Here is a 17,872-nt window from a genome sequence, read left to right on the forward strand (position 1 = left end):
TATATTAGTATAATAATAAGAAAAAATAGAGTTTAATATAAAAAGTTATTGACATAGCAAAGCTTCATTGTTAAAATATAATTTTTGTGTTGACAAAAACACCGGTATTATGTATACTTGTTATTAGTGAGGTGTAAGCGAAAATGCCAAAAACTTTAGCTGACATTAAAAAGTCGTTAGATTGTCATTTGGGTAAACGTCTGCAATTAAAAGCAAACGGTGGTCGCAAGAAAACGATTGAGCGCGCTGGGATATTACGTGAAACATATCGCGCAGTATTTGTAGTTGATCTTGATCAAGACGAAAACGCTTTTGAGCGTGTTTCTTACAGCTACACAGATATATTAACAGAGGCAGTAGAGATTACATTTGACGACGAAGCAACTCAAATTGCCGCCGCCAAATAAGTAAGTTGTAATTATAATCGAATATTTTGTTCGGACGCTTGTAGAGCATTCTTTTGTCCAAAGGAATGTTTTATGAGTGTTTTTTATTTTTGAGGACATACTAGTAGCGTCAGTCGCTAAAGGAGGAATTTCGTTTGGCGAGAAGATCAATGATGTCCGATCGTTTGAAGGTAGAAATCGCTAAAGAATTAGGCTTTTACGATACTGTTGAACGTGAAGGATGGGGCGGAATCAAAGCACGGGATGCCGGAAATATGGTGAAGAAAGCAATCGAAATGGCTGAACGAGGTCAAGCAAGTGACAATAGCCAAAAGTAGGCAATCTTAAAATCATATGAAGCGAACTGACAAAAGCAGTTCCCTCTATATTTTTAGAGGTGAACTGCTTTTTTGTTTATAACTTATAAAGGGTGGCAAAACTCTTAAAGATTCATGTACGTTTTTTCTCAACTTTCTTTTCCTGTGGTAGAATATTATTCAGTGAAAAGAACGAAGTAACTTTATCTTGTTTTTTTATACTTATCGGAAGGAGGCGGAGATATGCTTTACGTAAAAGCACCTGCCAAAATAAATTTAACACTTGATGTACTATATAAACGTCCAGATGGCTATCATGAGGTTGAAATGATTATGACAACAGTTGATTTAGCCGATCGCGTTGGCTTGAAAAACCGTCATGATGGACAGATTCTAATTCATTCAAGCAGTAATTTTGTTCCCGATGATCAAAGGAATCTAGCATATCAAGCGGCAAAATTATTAAAAGATACATATAGTATTCAAGACGGCGTATCTATAACAATCGATAAGCAAATTCCTGTAGCTGCGGGTTTAGCTGGTGGTAGTAGTGATGCAGCGGCTACATTAAAAGGTCTTAACCAATTATGGAATTTAAATTTAACACTCGATGAACTGGCTGATTTGGGCGCACAAATAGGATCAGATGTATCATTTTGCGTTTATGGAGGAACTGCGATTGCCAGAGGACGTGGGGAAAAAATTGAACATATTGCTACACCTCCAACGTGTTGGGTTGTTTTAGCAAAACCATCAATTGGCGTTTCCACCGCAGCTGTTTATGGTGGCTTGAATATGGATGAAGTTGTACATCCAAATACAATGCAAATGAAGGCAGCCATTGAAAATAAGAATTACCAACTAGTATGTGATACAGTAAGTAATGTATTAGAAAGTGTTACACTAAAGCTACACCCAGAAGTATCTGTTATTAAAGAACAAATGAGTCGTTTCGGAGCGGATGCAGTATTAATGAGCGGAAGTGGACCAACAGTGTTTGGACTGGTACAAAATAAGGCGCGTGTTAGCCGAATTGTAAACGGTCTTAGAGGTTTCTGTGATGAAGTATTTGCTGTACGTATGTTAGGCGAATTAGATGTTCTTGATTAAAGACAGATATTTGTGTTATTTTTTGTATAAAATATTCGTGTTCAGGAGAGGATTTTATGAAATGGAAGCGTAGTGAGCGTCTTGTTGATATGACGCATTATTTGATGGAGCATCCACAACAGTTAATCCCCCTTACATTTTTCGCAGAATTGTATCAATCTGCAAAGTCCTCTATAAGTGAAGATTTGTCGATTGTTAAAGATACATTTGAGGAAAGAGGGATTGGCCTTCTAGTGACAGTCCCAGGTGCTGCAGGGGGTGTAAAGTATATACCTAAAGTCCCTGATATAGCTGTTAAAGATGTAATATCAGAGTTGATTAGAGAGTTAAGTCATTCCGATCGTTTGTTACCAGGTGGATATCTATTCATGACGGATTTATTGGGCAATCCCCAATTGATCAACCGTGTAGGAAAGGTGTTTGCTTCGGCCTTTTGCGATCAACAAATAGATGTCATTATGACAGTAGCTACAAAAGGAATTTCAATTGCCCATGCAATTGCAAGACATTTAAATGTGCCAGTTGTGGTAGTGCGTCGTGATAATAAAGTGACAGAGGGTTCTACTGTTAGTATTAACTATGTATCTGGCTCATCTCGTCGTATACAAACAATGGTGCTATCAAAACGAAGCATGAAAAGTGGGCAACGCGTTCTTATTACTGATGACTTTATGAAGGTCGGGGGTACAATGAACGGAATGAAAAACTTATTGGAGGAATTTGACTGTACTTTAGCAGGTATAGCTGTTTTAGTAGAAGCCGAACACCCCGATGAGCGTCTTGTGGATGATTATTATTCATTGGTCAAATTAAAAGAAGTCAATGAAAAAGATCACACCATAGCTTTATGTGAAGGAAACTATTTTGAGAAGGGTGGAAATTAGTAATGAATGTAGTAGCAACAAAAAATGCACCAGCAGCGATTGGCCCATATGTTCAAGGCATGATTATTAACAACCTTTTTTATAGTTCAGGTCAAATCCCATTGACAGCAGAAGGAGAGTTTGTTGATGGTGATATTACAGAACAAACAAATCAAGTTTTCAAAAATCTTAAAGCAGTTCTAGCAGAAGCAGGTTCTTCTTTGGACAAGGTTGTTAAAACAACTGTATATATCTCGGATATGGAAGAATTTTCAGCTATGAATGAGGAATATGCAAGACACTTTGGTGTACATAAACCTGCACGTACTACGGTCGAAGTTGCAAGACTACCAAAGGATGCTAAAGTGGAAATTGAAGTCATTGCATTAGTTTAGGATAGTAAAAGTCTATCAATCATAATAATTTTCTAAAAAACAAGCCGCGTTTTCTATCGTGGCTTGTTTTTTTAACTCTTTATCAATAAATATTATGTAATCTAAGTGGATTTTTGTATAAAAATCGAAATAATTTTTTAAATTTTGAAAAAATTGTTTAAAATTAAGAAGGAAATAGATATACTTTTCTTGAATATATGTAAATAGATTCTAATTTACACCCAAGATGAGAGGTGGTGAAAAAATGGAAGTAACAGACGTAAGACTTCGACGTGTTGAGACAGATGGCCGCATGCGTGCCATTGCTTCCATCACACTGGACAACGAATTCGTCGTGCATGATATCCGTGTCATTGATGGAAATGCTGGATTATTCGTAGCAATGCCAAGTAAAAGAACACCTGATGGTGAGTTTCGTGATATTGCACATCCTATAAACTCGGGCACACGATCAAAGATTCAAGAATCTGTATTAGCAGCATATGCCGATTCAGAGGAAGCAGTAGTAGAAATATTGGAAGAACAACGATAAAAGTATAAAATAAGAGCCTTTCAATAATGTATTGAAACAGGCTCTATTTTTATTGGACATGATAGTTTTTAGAAGAAAACTATTGAACATGTTCTAACATACGTCGTAATGCTAATTTAGCATCTTTAGTCGTCTTAGCGTCGACAGTAATAATATTCCCCTTCTTTCCTTCTACAATTAGCTCTAAGGACCATAGGAGGTGCGGTAAATCAATTCTATTCATGGTCATACAAGGGCACATATTTGGATTTAATGAAATAATATTTTTGTCAGGATACTGGCGAATAATTCGACGAACAAGGTTCATTTCTGTTCCTATTGCCCAAGAGGAACCAGAAGGAGAAGCTTTAATAGTATCAATAATGTATTTGGTAGATCCATTATCATCAGCTGCGGCGACGACTTCATGCCTACATTCGGGATGCACAATAATACGCATTTCAGGATGTTCATCACGTACCTGGTTGATGTTATAAGCGGAAAATCCTTCATGTACTGAACAATGCCCTTTCCATAATATTACGCTGATATCTTCTAGTGCCCCGTCGAAAACTAATTCTTCCTTTAGGGGGTCCCAAATAGCCATTTGTTCTAATGAAACTCCTATGTCAAATGCTGTATTCCTACCTAGATGTTGGTCTGGCAAAAAAAGTAGTCGCCTTTTGTGCGTAAATGCCCAGCTTACCATTGACTTCGCATTAGATGAAGTAACGCATGCCCCACCATTTCGGCCTGTAAAAGCCTTAATACCAGCCGTTGAATTTACATAAGTTAGAGGGATAATTGTATCACCAAAAAGTTTTTGAAGTGCCTCCCAAGCAATTTCAGTTTGATGGATATTGGCCATGTCTGCCATTGAGCAACCTGCACGCATATCAGGTAAATAAACTATTTGTCTATCTTCTGTAAGCATATCTGCTGTTTCAGCCATAAAGTGTACTCCACAAAATACGATATGTTTTGCATCCACATTATTAGCACAAATTTGAGCAAGTTGTAGGGAATCTCCTGTAGCATCCGCAAACTGTATAACATCATCACGCTGATAATGATGCCCTGGTATGAAAAGTTTCTTACCTAATTGTTTTTTAATCTCCCAAACACGCAATTCCATCTCTTCTTTTGTAAGCGTGCTATAGTGAGGTGGCAACTGCGACATTTTTTCGAATAATGTAGGATTAGTGAGCAATTTGGGTAACTCCTTTCAATTGTACGAGTGCACTTATATCAAGTGCTTTAACAGAGTGTGTTAAAGAGCCTAGTGAAATCCAGTCAACTCCAGTTGCCGCGTAATCTTTAATTTGATTATATTGAATACCACCAGATACTTCTGTTGTAATATGTAGCGGTACAAGTGGAAGCCATTCTTTAATTTCTTCGGGGGTACGATTATCAAACATTATAATATCAACACCTGCTTCGATTGCCTCAATCAATTGTGCTTTTGTTTCAATTTCAGTCTCAATCTTAATAGTATGTCCGATTCGCGACCTTATTGTATTTACCGCACTTGTTATACTCCCTGCGAATGCAATATGATTATCTTTTAACATTACACAATCATAAAGCCCGTTTCGATGATTAAATGCACCTCCCATTCGTACAGCATATTTTTCTAGCATTCTCAAACCTGGTGTTGTTTTCCGTGTATCACAAATTTTCGCTGTAGAATGAACGGTTTGATTAACAGCTTGTCTAGTAGCGGTAGCAATTCCAGACATACGTTGTACTAAATTTAAGATAACTCTTTCCCCAGCGAGTAGCGTTTGAATAGGTCCTTCAATTTTTGCGATGAGATCGCCTTTATTTAATAAGTCTCCATCGTGTTTTAATAGATTGCATTTCACCCCATTATTGAACATAGAAAATCCGATTGTAATAATATCTTCCCCACAGAAAATCCCTTCTTCCTTTGCATGGAATGAGAAAGTTCCTATTGTGTTTTTTGCAAATAGACGTTCACCTGAGATATCGCCATCACCAATATCTTCTAAAAAAAATCTTTTAAGCATGGATTCGAGCTTTAGTTGATTCATGCCATACACCCCTTTATCGCTTTGTAGTTTAAAGATTTTGAATAATAATGTGAGCTAATTAAAGTGCTGTAATCCCAATACTTTAAATAAGACAACTGTATAACTCTGCTTTTTCATATTATAGTTTACAGTTGTCTTGTCACATATATTGACATAAAATACTGATTAAAACAAGCGTTTTAAAGCTATAACTCTGCTAAATATAATCTTACTTTTAAGGCTTTATGTATTGTAATTGAGAAAGGAGGAAGACCTATGGTTTATGTTGATTATTCAGCAACAGCACCAATGAGTGAATATGCTATAGAAACGTACAAGGATATTGCTAAAAGGTTTTATGGGAATCCATCAAGTCCTCATAATGAGGGAACAAACGCAAAACAAATATTAGAAAATGCAAGACGTATGATTGCACATTGTGCAGGTGTTGTGCCTGAGGGGATTTACTTTACAGGAAGTGGAACAGAGGGAAATCTAATTGCTATACTATCAATTGCTCGAGCTAATGCTCAGAAAGGAAAACATATCATTACTAGTGCTGCGGAACATACTTCTGTGCATGCTGCTATGAATACACTAGAACAAGAAGGATTTCAAATTACCAGATTACCTTTCAACCAAAATGGGCAAGTTAGTATTCAAGCAATCCGAGAGGCAATATGTGATGAGACCATACTTATTTCGATTCAGCATATTAATCCTGAAATAGGATCGATTCAGCCTATTGAACAAATTATTAAATTAGCAAAAAAATATCAGATCCGTTGTCATGTAGACTGTGTTCAATCGTTTGCGAAGTTTCCCTTAGAAAGTTTTGCGAGTAAAGTAGATGCAATGGTATTTTCTGCACATAAAGTTGGTGGACCAAAAGGATGTGGAGCAGTATATATTCACCCAAAATGTAAAGCTTCTCTTCTATTTCCGGGATTAACACATGAAGGGGGATTACGTGGGGGCACTGTAGACGTACCAGGAATCGCTGCTTTTGCAGTAGCAGCAATAGAAACTAAAGAACAAACAAACTTATCTCATTTATCAACACTACGAAACAAATTGAAAGAACTATTAGCAGATAGTCCTTATCAATTTGTTGAGGCACCCAATGAAGTGCAATACCCAGCTATTTGTGGCATGCAAATAAAAGGATTAGAAGGACAATATATAATGTTGCACTTAAATGAACGTGGGATTTATATTTCAACAGGTAGCGCATGCGATGCGAATAGTTCTGTTGGAACGAAAGCAATAATAGCGATGGGATATCATATAGATGAAGCACGACAGTTCTTTCGAATTTCTTTTAGTAGTCAGACAACTAGTGAAGATATAAAGAAGGTTGCTGAAGGGTTAATTGAGATTGTGAATTGTACAAAAAGTATGGAATTGTAAATTTTTATCACTCTAGAAAATTTTACAAAAATAAAATAGACAAAATTTATAATATTAATTTGAACTTCACTGTTTTGTCAAGCCGTAAAGTCTTGAAAATTAGTTAAATTTGCTTTATAGTCAAAAGAGAAAATCTGCTTAATTGGAGGACTTAAGAAATGACGAATATTTATGCCGTAATTTTGGCAGCTGGCCAAGGCACGCGTATGAAGTCCAAATTATATAAAGTTCTTCATCCGGTTTGTGGTAAGCCGATGGTTGAACATGTGGTAGACCATATTCAAGAATTGAATGTTGAACGTATCGTGACAGTTGTTGGTCATGGTGCTGAAAAGGTTCAAGAACAATTGAAGGACAAAAGTGAATATGTATTACAAGCTGAACAATTAGGTACAGCACATGCAGTTCAACAAGCAGAACCAATCCTTGGTGATCTAGATGGTACAACAATTGTTATATGTGGTGATACACCTTTAATTCGCCCTGAGACAATGAAAGCGCTATATGAATATCACGAAGCCAATCATGCAAAGGCCACAATTTTAACAGCTATAGCTAAAGATCCTACCGGTTACGGTCGCATTATACGCGGAGAGGATGGTCAGGTAGCTCAAATCGTCGAACAAAAAGACGCAACACCTGAACAAAGAAAAGTAACCGAAATTAATACAGGGACATATTGCTTTGATAACAAAGCTTTGTTCGCTGCATTGAAACTAGTGAATAATGATAACGCACAAGGTGAATATTATTTACCAGATGTGATTGAAATTTTGCAAAAACAAGGCGAAATTATAGCAGCTAATGTTACAGAAAACTTTTATGAAACACTTGGAGTAAACGATCGAGTAGCTTTATCTCAAGCTGAAAGTATTATGCGTGCGCGTATTAACGAAAATCATATGCGTAATGGGGTTACAATTATTAATCCCGAAAATACTTATATCAGCGTTGATGCAAAAATTGGTCGCGATACCGTTATTCAACCAGGTGTGATGATTGATGGGGATTCTGTCATTGGTGAAGACTGTTTAATAGGACCGAATAGTCATATTCAACATAGCCAAATTGGGGATCGTACTTCTGTACATTCTTCTGTTGTGGAAGATAGCCAAATTGGCAATGATGTTGCAATTGGTCCGTTTGCGCATATACGCCCAGCATCAAATGTTGGTAATCATGCGAAAGTTGGTAATTTTGTAGAATTGAAAAAAACGACACTTGGCGAAGGTAGTAAAGCCTCTCATCTAACTTATTTAGGGGATGCAGAAGTTGGTGCCAGCGTCAATATTGGTTGTGGTACGATTACCGTTAATTATGATGGTAAAAATAAGTATCAAACAGTAATTGAAGATCATGCTTTTATTGGTTGCAACGCAAATTTAATAGCTCCTGTCAAAGTCGGCAAAAATTCATTTGTCGCTGCTGGATCAACTGTTACAAAAGATGTACCGGAAAATGCACTTGCTATCGGTCGTTCTCGACAAGAAAACAAAGAAAACTATGTTAACAAATTAAATTTAAAATAATTAAAAATTAACAGGAGGCCATCATGCCGTATCAATATGCTAACTCAAATTTAAAAATCTTTTCACTAAATTCAAATGAACCACTTGCTACAGAAATTGCAAAAGAAGTGGGTGTAGAATTAGGAAAAAGTTCTGTAAAACACTTCAGTGATGGAGAAATTCAAATCAGTATTGAGGAAAGTATTCGTGGTTGTGACGTATTTATTGTTCAGTCAACTTCAGCTCCAGTAAATGAAAATCTAATGGAACTGCTTATTATGGTTGATGCTGTGAAACGTGCATCTGCACGCACAGTAAACGTAGTAATGCCTTACTATGGCTATGCTCGTCAAGACCGTAAAGCACGCTCACGCGAACCGATTACGGCAAAATTAGTGGCAAACTTATTAGAAACTGCTGGTGCAACTCGTGTAGTTGTTCTAGATTTACATGCTCCACAAATTCAAGGTTTCTTCGATATTCTTATCGATCACCTAATGGGTGTACCTTTGTTATCTGATCATTTCAAACAAAAAGGATTCAATCCAGATGATGTTGTAGTAGTATCACCTGACCATGGTGGTGTAACTCGTGCTCGTAAAATGGCAGAACGACTAAAGGCACCAATTGCTATCATCGATAAACGTCGTCCAAAACCAAATGTAGCAGAAGTTATGAACATTGTTGGTAATGTTGAAGGGAAAATTTGTATCTTAATCGATGACATTATTGATACAGCTGGTACAATTACAATCGGCGCTGAAGCTCTTGTAAAAAGTGGTGCAAAAGAAGTTTATGCTTGCTGTACACACCCTGTATTGTCAGGTCCAGCAATTGATCGTATTGAAAACTCAGTAATTAAAGAATTAGTTGTTACAAACTCAATTCAATTACCTGAGGAAAAGAAAACACCAAAAATTAAAGAATTATCAGTTGCTACATTACTTGCTGATGCGATTGTTCGTATTTATGAAAATAAATCTGTAAGTAAATTATTTGATTAATTTTTAACGTAAGTTTAGCCCTACATCTAGAAACAGATGTAGGGCTTTTATAATTGTTTAAAATAGAGATATCGACTATAAACATATAAATTTATTTTTAAATAATTGTTTCATTCCTTGAAGAAATGGACACATTTGATAATGTGGTAATTCTATTTCTTACTTTGTTAATGTAGATTGATCTTTGAACAATTAGCAAAGTAGATGACAAAGGAGGAGACAACATATTTATGAATACTGTAGTTCATGTAAAAAAACGTGAGGTCGGAAAGAAATCTGTATTGTCAACCTTAAGAAAAAATGGTTTTGTCCCAGCTGTGGTATATGGATATCAAATAGAACCAATACCAATTGCTGTAAACGAAAGAGAATTTGAAAGATTATTAAGTAAAGAGGGTAAAAATAGCATCATTTCTCTAAACATTGAAGGTAAAGAAGTAAAGGCGGTAGTGTTTCAGTTCCAGAAAGATACTACTAAAGAAAAGTATATTCATGTAGACTTTTTGTCAGTCGACATGTCTAAGTTAATCGGTATTGAAGTACCAATCGTATTAAAAGGATTACCTATTGGCGTTAAAGAAGGTGGTGTATTACATCAACCTCTTCGATTGATGAAGTTAATCGTAAAGCCAAATGAAATCCCTGAAAAAGTTGAGATTGATGTGTCCAACTTAGCTATTGGTCATGCTTTAACTATTGGAGATATTCGAAAAAAAGTAAAGTATACAATCTCAGGTGACAATCAAGTAACATTAGTAGTTGTATCAACACCAACTGTAAGAATGGATTTAGACACTGAAATAACGGATCAACCAGAAGAAGCGGTATAACTACTCTACCTTAACAGGACCTTGCGTTATAAATGAAAACGTGAGGTTTTTTAATATATTGTAGCTATTTTTTCTAGTAATAATGTTAAGTAAACTGCATAATACTATGGAAATTGACTAATCTATCAGCTTAAATCTTTTCTCTAATCATTATGGCGTATGTTAAAATAACAAGGATTAGTTAGAAAAGGAAGATGTCAAATATGAAGTTAATAATTGGATTAGGTAATCCTGGGAAAGAATATGAACATACTCACCACAATGTTGGGTTTGATACAATAGATTTATTAGCACAAAAGTGGAATATTCCATTAAATCAACAAAAATTCAACGCTATGTACGGCACTGCTCATCGTCCAGAAGGTAAAGTAATGTTGATGAAACCTCTTACATATATGAATTTATCTGGGGAAGCTGTACGTCCTATGATGGATTACTTTGATATTGATGTAGAGGATATTGTCGTTATTTATGATGACTTAGATTTAGATAAGGGGAAATTACGCCTTCGTCAAAAAGGAAGCGCAGGTGGTCATAATGGAATTAAATCTCTGATTCAGCACATTGGCACGCAAAACTTTAACAGAATCCGTGTAGGGATTAATCGACCACCAGTAGGCATGAAGGTACCAGACTATGTACTTTCAAAATTTTCGAAGAAAGAGCAACCATTAATGCAAGATGCCTTTAATCGTGCAGCAGATGCCTGTGAATATTGGTTAGAAAAGCCATTCACAGAAGTGATGAATCGATTTAACTAAATTGTGAAGCATAAAAGGAACCAAAGCTGTCTATACTTTTTATAAAAGGGAGGCATGCTTATGGCTATTCGTTACAGATGTCGTCATTGCAACACGGAAATAGGCGTATTGCCATTTGATTCTGAAGAAAGTATTCGTAAACTTCATCAACTAAATGAACAAGATGCTAAGGAATTTATCCGTCATGAGCAAAATGGTGATACAACAGTAGAAAGTATTTGTGAACATTGCGAAGACTCACTGAAGAAGTTCCCAAATTATTATGCATTAAAAAATTGGTTACAGTAAATCGCTTTGGCGCTTAGGCGTCCAAGGCCTTTTTCTGTAGATTTTACAATATATATTGTATTTACCAAAGAAGGGAGGACGTTATGAAGATATTACGTCAATTGTTAATGCAAGACCCACATGTACAACGGTTGTTAGAAGAGATTAAAAGTGGTCAAGATGCACAACTGATTACTGGTCTTTCGGGGAGTGCAAGACCTGCATTTTTAGATACAATTTATGATTATATTCAAAAACCTATTTACATAATTTCACCAAACTTACTGCAAGCACAAAAAAACTTTGATGATTTAGTGAAACTTGTAGGTGAAGATTATGTTCACTATTATCCAGCCGATGAGTTTATCGCTGCTGATATGGCAACAGCGAGTCCAGAATTACGTGCCCAGCGTATTGAAACATTGGACCATATGTTACATCAACAAAAAGGTATCTATATAATTCCTGTAGCAGGTATGCGTAAAGTTTTGCCTCCGAAAGAGGAATGGTTAAATTTACATTTAAATGCAACTGTCGGAGAAGAACTGATAGTAGAAGAGTGGCTTCAAAATCTAGTGACTATGGGGTATACAAGAAGCCATATGGTAACAACGCCTGGTGAGTTTGCTTTACGTGGAGGTATTTTAGATATTTATCCTCCATATATTGAAAATCCAATTCGTGTTGAATTATTTGATACAGAGGTTGATTCGATTCGAACATTTTCAGCGGATGATCAACGTTCAATTGAAAAGTTAGATCAGATTCATATTTTACCTGCCTCAGAGTTTGTATTGACGAGAGAACAGCGGCTACATGTTGCGCAAAAGTTGGATGAGGCTTTAGCAGATAGTCTAAAAAAGGTGAAAAATAGGGAAATACAAGAACAACTCTATCAACACATTCAAACGGATATAGAGCTACTCAAACAAGGAGAATTGCCTGAATTTATAAATAGATATGGTTCGTTATTATATGACCAACCTTCGTTTCTAGGGGACTATTTTGCTCAAGATGGTCTTGTTGTATATGATGAGCTAGGACGTATTCAAGAAGTTATGGAAGCTTGGGAAAAGGAAGAGAAAGAATGGTATCTATCCCTAATTGAAGAAGGAAAATTAGTGCATGCTGTTAAACCTTCATATTCTTTAAAAGAAATCATTGCGATGATACATTTACCGTCAATTTATTTCGCTTTATTTGCGAGATCATTTTCAGGAATTCGTTTTAAAAAGACGACAAGTTTTTCATGTAAACCTATGCAACATTTCCATGGTCAAATGCCTTTGTTGAAAAATGAAGTAGAACGTTGGCAACTAGGAAAATTCACTGTCCTATTTGTAACAGAAAATGAAGAACGTCTATCAAACATACAAACAACTTTAGCAGATTACGATATTCATATACAGATTGGTGAACCTAGAAAAGAAGGTATCTTTGCTATTTCTGGCCAATTATCTGCAGGCTTTGAATTACCTTTGCAACGTTTAGCTATTGTCACTGAGGAAGAGCTTTTTAAACAAAAGACGAAGAAGAAAAAAAGTCGACCTCAAAAAATGACCAATGCTGAAAGAATAAAAAGTTACACAGAGATAAAACCTGGCGATTATGTGGTGCATATTCATCATGGTATAGGGAAATATATCGGCATTGAAACGCTAGAGGTCAATGGCAAGCATAAGGATTATCTACATATCCGATATCGTGCGGACGATAAGCTTTATGTTCCTGTCAATCAAATCGATTTAATCCAAAAATACGTTGGATCAGAAGATAAAGAGCCAAAACTTCACAAATTGGGCGGAACAGAATGGAAAAAAACAAAGAGTAAGGTATCATCAGCAGTACAAGATATTGCAGATGATTTAATCAAACTATATGCAAAACGTGAGGCGGAAAAAGGTTATGCATTCTCTCCTGATGGTGATGAACAACGTGCATTTGAAGAGGCATTCCCTTATGAAGAAACAGAAGATCAACTGAGGACAATCCAAGAAGTGAAGATAGATATGGAAAGAGAGCGTCCTATGGATCGTCTTGTTTGTGGGGACGTTGGATACGGGAAAACTGAAGTCGCTATTCGTGCTGCATTCAAAGCTGTTATGGATGGTAAACAAGTAGCCTTTTTAGTACCAACAACCATTTTAGCTCAACAACATTTTGAAACTTTCCAGGAAAGATTCCAAGATCAAGCTATTTCAATTGGCCTTTTGAGTCGTTTCCGCACACGTAAACAACAAAATGAAACATTAAAAGGGCTAAAAGATGGATCTGTAGATATTGTTATTGGAACACATCGATTGTTATCAAAAGACGTTGTTTATAAAGACCTTGGATTATTAGTAGTCGATGAGGAACAACGTTTTGGTGTTACCCATAAGGAAAAGATTAAGCATTTAAAGACAAATGTAGATGTATTAACGTTAACAGCAACTCCGATACCTCGTACATTGCATATGTCAATGGTAGGAGTGAGAGATTTATCTGTTATCGAAACGCCACCTGCTAATCGATTCCCCGTACAAACGTATGTTATGGAGCATAATGGAGCCCTTGTACGTGAAGCAATTGAACGTGAAATGTCCCGAGGAGGGCAAATATTCTATTTACACAATCGCGTTGACGATATGGCCCGTAAAGTAGAAGAAATTCAAATGCTTGTACCAGATGCTCGAGTAGGGTTTGCCCATGGGCGAATGACAGAGTCTGAATTAGAATCTGTAATCCTACGTTTTTTAGATGGTGACTATGATGTTTTAGTAACAACAACAATTATCGAAACAGGTATTGATATTCCAAATGTAAATACATTAATTGTAAACAATGCGGACAGGATGGGCCTTTCACAACTTTATCAATTAAGAGGGCGAGTTGGGCGTTCTAATCGTATAGCATATGCTTATTTCATGTATCAAAGAGATAAAGTATTAACAGAGGTAGCAGAACAACGCTTACAAGCGGTGAAAGAGTTTACAGAGCTTGGTTCAGGCTTCAAAATTGCTATGCGCGATTTATCTATTCGTGGAGCAGGAAACTTACTTGGTTCGCAACAACATGGCTTTATCGATTCAGTTGGGTTTGATCTGTATTCTCAAATGCTAGAGGAAGCAATTTCTGAGCGTCAAACAGGTGTGAAGAAAGAGGAAGAAAAAGATATTGAAATTTTAATCCCTTACGATGCCTATATACCTGATGCTTATATTCCAGATGGTTATCAAAAAATACAAATGTACAAACGTATTAAAGGAATGGATGAAGAGGAAGACTACTACGAAATTTTAGAAGAATTACAAGATCGTTTTGGAGATTTACCAACTGAAACTGAGCGATTACTTCGAATTGCACGGATAAAAGTATGGGCTAAAAGGGTTGGTGTCGATTCGATTAAAACAAAAAATAAAATAATAATTATTGATATTTCTGAAGAAGGAACAGCTAGTCTAGATGGAGGTAAAGTCGTTTCAGAATCTATGCAATTTGGGCGTGCGGTAGGGTTCCAATTAGAAGGACAACGATTAGTCTTAACCATTGATGAGAAAAAGGCAGAGAGACAATCTCCATTTGATATTCTAGAATCATTGATGAAGTTATTACCAACAGCCATTCATCAAAAGGTAGAGATAAGAGACTAATTTTTGTTATGTATATTTTTTATTTGATTGCTCCATACTAACGGCAAGTACAATATTGAAAATTTGTCGAAAGTGAGGCAACACGAATGAAAGCAACAGGCATTGTGCGCCGAATCGATGATTTAGGACGCGTAGTTATCCCGAAAGAGATACGAAGAACTTTACGCATTCGTGAAGGTGACCCATTAGAAATATTTACCGATCGTGAAGGGGAAATTATATTAAAAAAATATTCTCCTATTAATGAGTTGAGTGATTTTGCTTTATCTTATGTTGAGACATTATTTGAAACATTGGGCACGAGTGCACTCATTAGTGATCGAGATGAAATTATTGCTGCAGCAGGTGTATCTAAAAAAGAGTATTTGAATCGCCAAATATCTACTTTTGCAGAAGATTGTATTCTACAAAGAACTGTTATTGTTGAAAAACATGAAAACTCTGTTGAAATTGTACCTGGGCAAATTGAGCAGATTAAATCTTATTGTATAGCTCCAATTGTAGTTAGTGGGGATGCAATAGGTGCTGTTTATATTTTGTCTAAGATGCATTTTATCGGTGATACTGAACAAAAGGTAGCTGAAACAGCAGCACATTTTTTAGCAAAACAAATGGAAGATTAAAAATAAAAGCCATTCGACTATTGAAGGATCTCAATAGGGAATGGTTTTTTATATAGGAAAAGTTAATCCTTTAAACGAATCGATTTTAGAGCAGATGATGCATTAAGAAGATCTAACATTTCCCTCGTATTATTTTTAGGTGAGGAGGGTATTAGAGAAGATTCCTCTTCACTTATCCGTAATTCGGAGATTAAAGTTTTCGTACCATTTGCCTTTAATAAGTATTTACGAACAAAACCATTTTTTCTTTCCATTATCATACGAGGATACTTGTATTTAAATCTTCCTTCAACTTTTAGGTAGTTTTCTTGTGTAAAAGGTGACTGTTTGAATTTAGCAGTATTTTGGAATGTATCTATTTTTGAAACAGAGAATTTCATAGAAACCCCTCCTCGTTGCTATCTATACCATTTTTATCGACTGAATTTTCTGGAATTTAATATTAATAGATTGAATATCCAACACTATTTATTAATAATCAATTCCTTTGCTATAACGCTGTGGAAATATCGAAGTATAGGATAAATATGCTATACTGTTCTAAAATCTTGTAAAGAAAATGAATTGATGAATTAAAGGAAAGAGGATTATCATGTCCGAAAAATGGGGGATGAAAGCGTATTTAAAAGGCGTTGCTCTTCTTACTATAGCAGCCCTTGTTGTTAAGATATTGAGCATGGTATACCGTGTGCCTTTTCAAAATTTAGTCGGGGATCATGGCTTTTATATTTATCAGCAAGTTTATCCGTTTATAGCAATTTTCGTTACATGGACGGCTAGTGGCTTAGCAGTGGCAATTTCTAAAATCCTTGCAGATATAGAGGATACTAGTGATGAAGGTGAAAGAAGTACAGTATTACGGATTATTTTCATCTTTTTAGTGGTTCTATCAATAGTCTGTTTTAGTATTTTATACTTTGGTGCACGATTTTTTGCATATTGGATGGGCGATATAAAACTAGCTGGTTTACTTAGAATCGGATCATTTGTTGCCTTTAGTATGCCGCTATTAGCAATTTATAAAGGGGTATTCCAATCAGTAGGTATTATGCAGCCAGTTGCATATGCACAAATTGTTGAGCAAACAGTGCGAGTAGCAGTTATTTTAGGTGGTACGTATATCATCATGTCTACCACTGAATCTTTATATGGTGCGGGGAAAATAGCCTTATTAGGGACAGTTGTAGGGGAATTTGCAGGAATACTATTATTAGCTGTATATATAAAGAAACAGTCAACCGATATTAAATTGGGTAGAGTCGGAAAAAGGAAGCTAGCCACTTGGGGAATATTAAAAAAATTAATCGTATTAAGTATAAGTGTTAGTATGAGCAGTCTAGTCTTACTAGTATTTCAATTAATCGATTCATTTACAATTTATAGTACGTTAAAAGAAAGTGGAATGAATCCTCTTCGGGCAATGGAAACGAAAGGAATCTATGATCGAGGCCAACCGTTAGTACAAGTTGGTTTAGTGATAGCGTCGTCTCTTTCACTTGCAATTGTTCCATTAGTTGCACATGCTTCTAAACGAAACCAAGGGCACAATGCTGAACGTTATATACAGCTAACATACCGTACAGCTCTCTTATTTGGTCTTGCAGCAGCTGTTGGTTTAATACTTGTTATGCCGAATATTAACATGACCTTGTTTGAAACAACAGATTTGTCAAATGTTCTATCTGTATTTGTATTACAAATCATTTGGTTATCACTTATTCTGACATTAACAGCGATGTTACAAGGTTTAGATTATTTGAAAATACCCGCTTGCTTATTAGTTCTAGGTGTATTCGTTAAACTATTTTTTAATAAATTATTCATTTTGCAATTTGGAATAGCTGGAGCTGCTTGGACAGGAAATTTAGCGCTTTTTATAACAGTAATTGGTCTTATATGGTATTTTAAAAAAGAGGAAAAAATTCAATTAGCGCTGCCACGGTTTTATTTTGGTGCGTCGCTCGCTTTGCTCGCGATGATATTAGTTGTAGTGCTATTTACAATACTTGCAGAACCAATGATTTTTCCTTCCATAGCGGGGCGCGCACGAGCGTTGGTACTTTGTATTTCTAAAGCTGCAATAGGTGCATTTGTATTTTTAACAATGCTTGCCAAGCTGAAAATATTATCTATACGAGATTGGTATCTATTACCTTTCGGACGTCGTATGGCAAGCTATCAACTTGCTTTACAACGAAAAAATAAACAAAATTAGGTGA

Annotated in this window: 18 protein-coding genes; 15 read left to right on the forward strand and 3 right to left on the reverse strand. The window is 35.9% G+C overall.

Annotated features, from left to right (window positions below):
* Nucleotides 1-143: 143 nt before the first annotated feature.
* From veg to spoVG, 6 genes are all read left to right on the forward strand, one after another.
* A complete protein-coding gene (gene veg, locus Q0977_RS13035) occupies nucleotides 144-407 on the forward strand; it encodes a biofilm formation stimulator Veg (RefSeq protein WP_119416027.1) in 264 nt (87 codons plus the stop codon).
* 152 nt (nucleotides 408-559) lie between these two features.
* A complete protein-coding gene (locus tag Q0977_RS13040; protein WP_255416313.1) occupies nucleotides 560-724 on the forward strand; it encodes a small, acid-soluble spore protein, alpha/beta type in 165 nt (54 codons plus the stop codon).
* Nucleotides 725-946: 222 nt separating this feature from the next.
* The gene (gene ispE / locus Q0977_RS13045; protein ID WP_119416029.1) at nucleotides 947-1,813 is read left to right on the forward strand and encodes a 4-(cytidine 5'-diphospho)-2-C-methyl-D-erythritol kinase; all 867 of its coding nucleotides are present in this window, start codon (nucleotides 947-949) and stop codon (nucleotides 1,811-1,813) included.
* A gap of 56 nt (nucleotides 1,814-1,869) precedes the next feature.
* A complete protein-coding gene (gene purR, locus Q0977_RS13050; RefSeq protein WP_119416030.1) occupies nucleotides 1,870-2,697 on the forward strand; it encodes a pur operon repressor in 828 nt (275 codons plus the stop codon).
* Between the two features lie 2 nt (nucleotides 2,698-2,699).
* The gene (locus Q0977_RS13055; RefSeq protein WP_119416031.1) at nucleotides 2,700-3,071 is read left to right on the forward strand and encodes a RidA family protein; all 372 of its coding nucleotides are present in this window, start codon (nucleotides 2,700-2,702) and stop codon (nucleotides 3,069-3,071) included.
* Between the two features lie 244 nt (nucleotides 3,072-3,315).
* Complete coding sequence (gene spoVG / locus Q0977_RS13060; RefSeq protein WP_299514705.1) at nucleotides 3,316-3,603, forward strand: septation regulator SpoVG; 288 nt, start codon at nucleotides 3,316-3,318, stop codon at nucleotides 3,601-3,603.
* A gap of 79 nt (nucleotides 3,604-3,682) precedes the next feature.
* Here spoVG and nadA read toward each other — a convergent pair whose 3' ends face one another.
* Nucleotides 3,683-4,762: a quinolinate synthase NadA gene (gene nadA / locus Q0977_RS13065; RefSeq protein WP_119416063.1), complete on the reverse strand. Its 1,080-nt coding sequence runs from the start codon at nucleotides 4,760-4,762 to the stop codon at nucleotides 3,683-3,685.
* A gap of 19 nt (nucleotides 4,763-4,781) precedes the next feature.
* Complete coding sequence (nadC, locus tag Q0977_RS13070) at nucleotides 4,782-5,639, reverse strand: carboxylating nicotinate-nucleotide diphosphorylase (RefSeq protein WP_299514708.1); 858 nt, start codon at nucleotides 5,637-5,639, stop codon at nucleotides 4,782-4,784.
* Between the two features lie 255 nt (nucleotides 5,640-5,894).
* Here nadC and Q0977_RS13075 point away from each other — a divergent pair, with 255 nt between their 5' ends.
* The 8 genes from Q0977_RS13075 to spoVT all read left to right on the forward strand — a co-directional run bounded on the left by Q0977_RS13075 (nucleotide 5,895) and on the right by spoVT (nucleotide 15,653).
* Complete coding sequence (locus Q0977_RS13075) at nucleotides 5,895-7,028, forward strand: cysteine desulfurase family protein (RefSeq protein ID WP_299514711.1); 1,134 nt, start codon at nucleotides 5,895-5,897, stop codon at nucleotides 7,026-7,028.
* Between the two features lie 158 nt (nucleotides 7,029-7,186).
* Nucleotides 7,187-8,557: a bifunctional UDP-N-acetylglucosamine diphosphorylase/glucosamine-1-phosphate N-acetyltransferase GlmU gene (gene glmU, locus Q0977_RS13080; RefSeq protein ID WP_119416035.1), complete on the forward strand. Its 1,371-nt coding sequence runs from the start codon at nucleotides 7,187-7,189 to the stop codon at nucleotides 8,555-8,557.
* A 23-nt stretch (nucleotides 8,558-8,580) separates the two neighbouring features.
* Nucleotides 8,581-9,540, forward strand: coding sequence for a ribose-phosphate diphosphokinase (locus Q0977_RS13085; RefSeq protein WP_119416036.1), 960 nt, complete (start codon nucleotides 8,581-8,583; stop codon nucleotides 9,538-9,540).
* Between the two features lie 230 nt (nucleotides 9,541-9,770).
* Entirely contained in the window at nucleotides 9,771-10,370 is a 600-nt protein-coding gene (locus tag Q0977_RS13090; RefSeq protein WP_124218387.1) for a 50S ribosomal protein L25, read from the forward strand.
* 203 nt (nucleotides 10,371-10,573) lie between these two features.
* A complete protein-coding gene (pth, locus tag Q0977_RS13095; protein ID WP_124218388.1) occupies nucleotides 10,574-11,131 on the forward strand; it encodes an aminoacyl-tRNA hydrolase in 558 nt (185 codons plus the stop codon).
* A 60-nt stretch (nucleotides 11,132-11,191) separates the two neighbouring features.
* Nucleotides 11,192-11,419 carry an anti-sigma-F factor Fin gene (locus Q0977_RS13100; protein ID WP_102693377.1) on the forward strand — a complete coding sequence of 76 codons (228 nt, stop codon included), beginning with the start codon at nucleotides 11,192-11,194 and terminating at the stop codon, nucleotides 11,417-11,419.
* 83 nt (nucleotides 11,420-11,502) lie between these two features.
* Nucleotides 11,503-15,030, forward strand: coding sequence for a transcription-repair coupling factor (gene mfd / locus Q0977_RS13105; protein WP_299514725.1), 3,528 nt, complete (start codon nucleotides 11,503-11,505; stop codon nucleotides 15,028-15,030).
* An 86-nt stretch (nucleotides 15,031-15,116) separates the two neighbouring features.
* Nucleotides 15,117-15,653, forward strand: coding sequence for a stage V sporulation protein T (gene spoVT, locus Q0977_RS13110; RefSeq protein ID WP_119416040.1), 537 nt, complete (start codon nucleotides 15,117-15,119; stop codon nucleotides 15,651-15,653).
* A 62-nt stretch (nucleotides 15,654-15,715) separates the two neighbouring features.
* On the opposite strand, the gene Q0977_RS13115 is transcribed toward spoVT, so the two are convergent.
* Nucleotides 15,716-16,033 carry a hypothetical protein gene (locus tag Q0977_RS13115; protein ID WP_124218390.1) on the reverse strand — a complete coding sequence of 106 codons (318 nt, stop codon included), beginning with the start codon at nucleotides 16,031-16,033 and terminating at the stop codon, nucleotides 15,716-15,718.
* Nucleotides 16,034-16,245: 212 nt separating this feature from the next.
* Here Q0977_RS13115 and Q0977_RS13120 point away from each other — a divergent pair, with 212 nt between their 5' ends.
* On the forward strand, nucleotides 16,246-17,868 hold the full coding sequence (locus Q0977_RS13120) for a polysaccharide biosynthesis protein (protein ID WP_124218391.1): 1,623 nt from the start codon (nucleotides 16,246-16,248) through the stop codon (nucleotides 17,866-17,868).
* Nucleotides 17,869-17,872 lie beyond the last annotated feature (4 nt).

It is taken from the genome of uncultured Rummeliibacillus sp., from assembly GCF_934216135.1.
Classification (GTDB): domain Bacteria; phylum Bacillota; class Bacilli; order Bacillales_A; family Planococcaceae; genus Rummeliibacillus.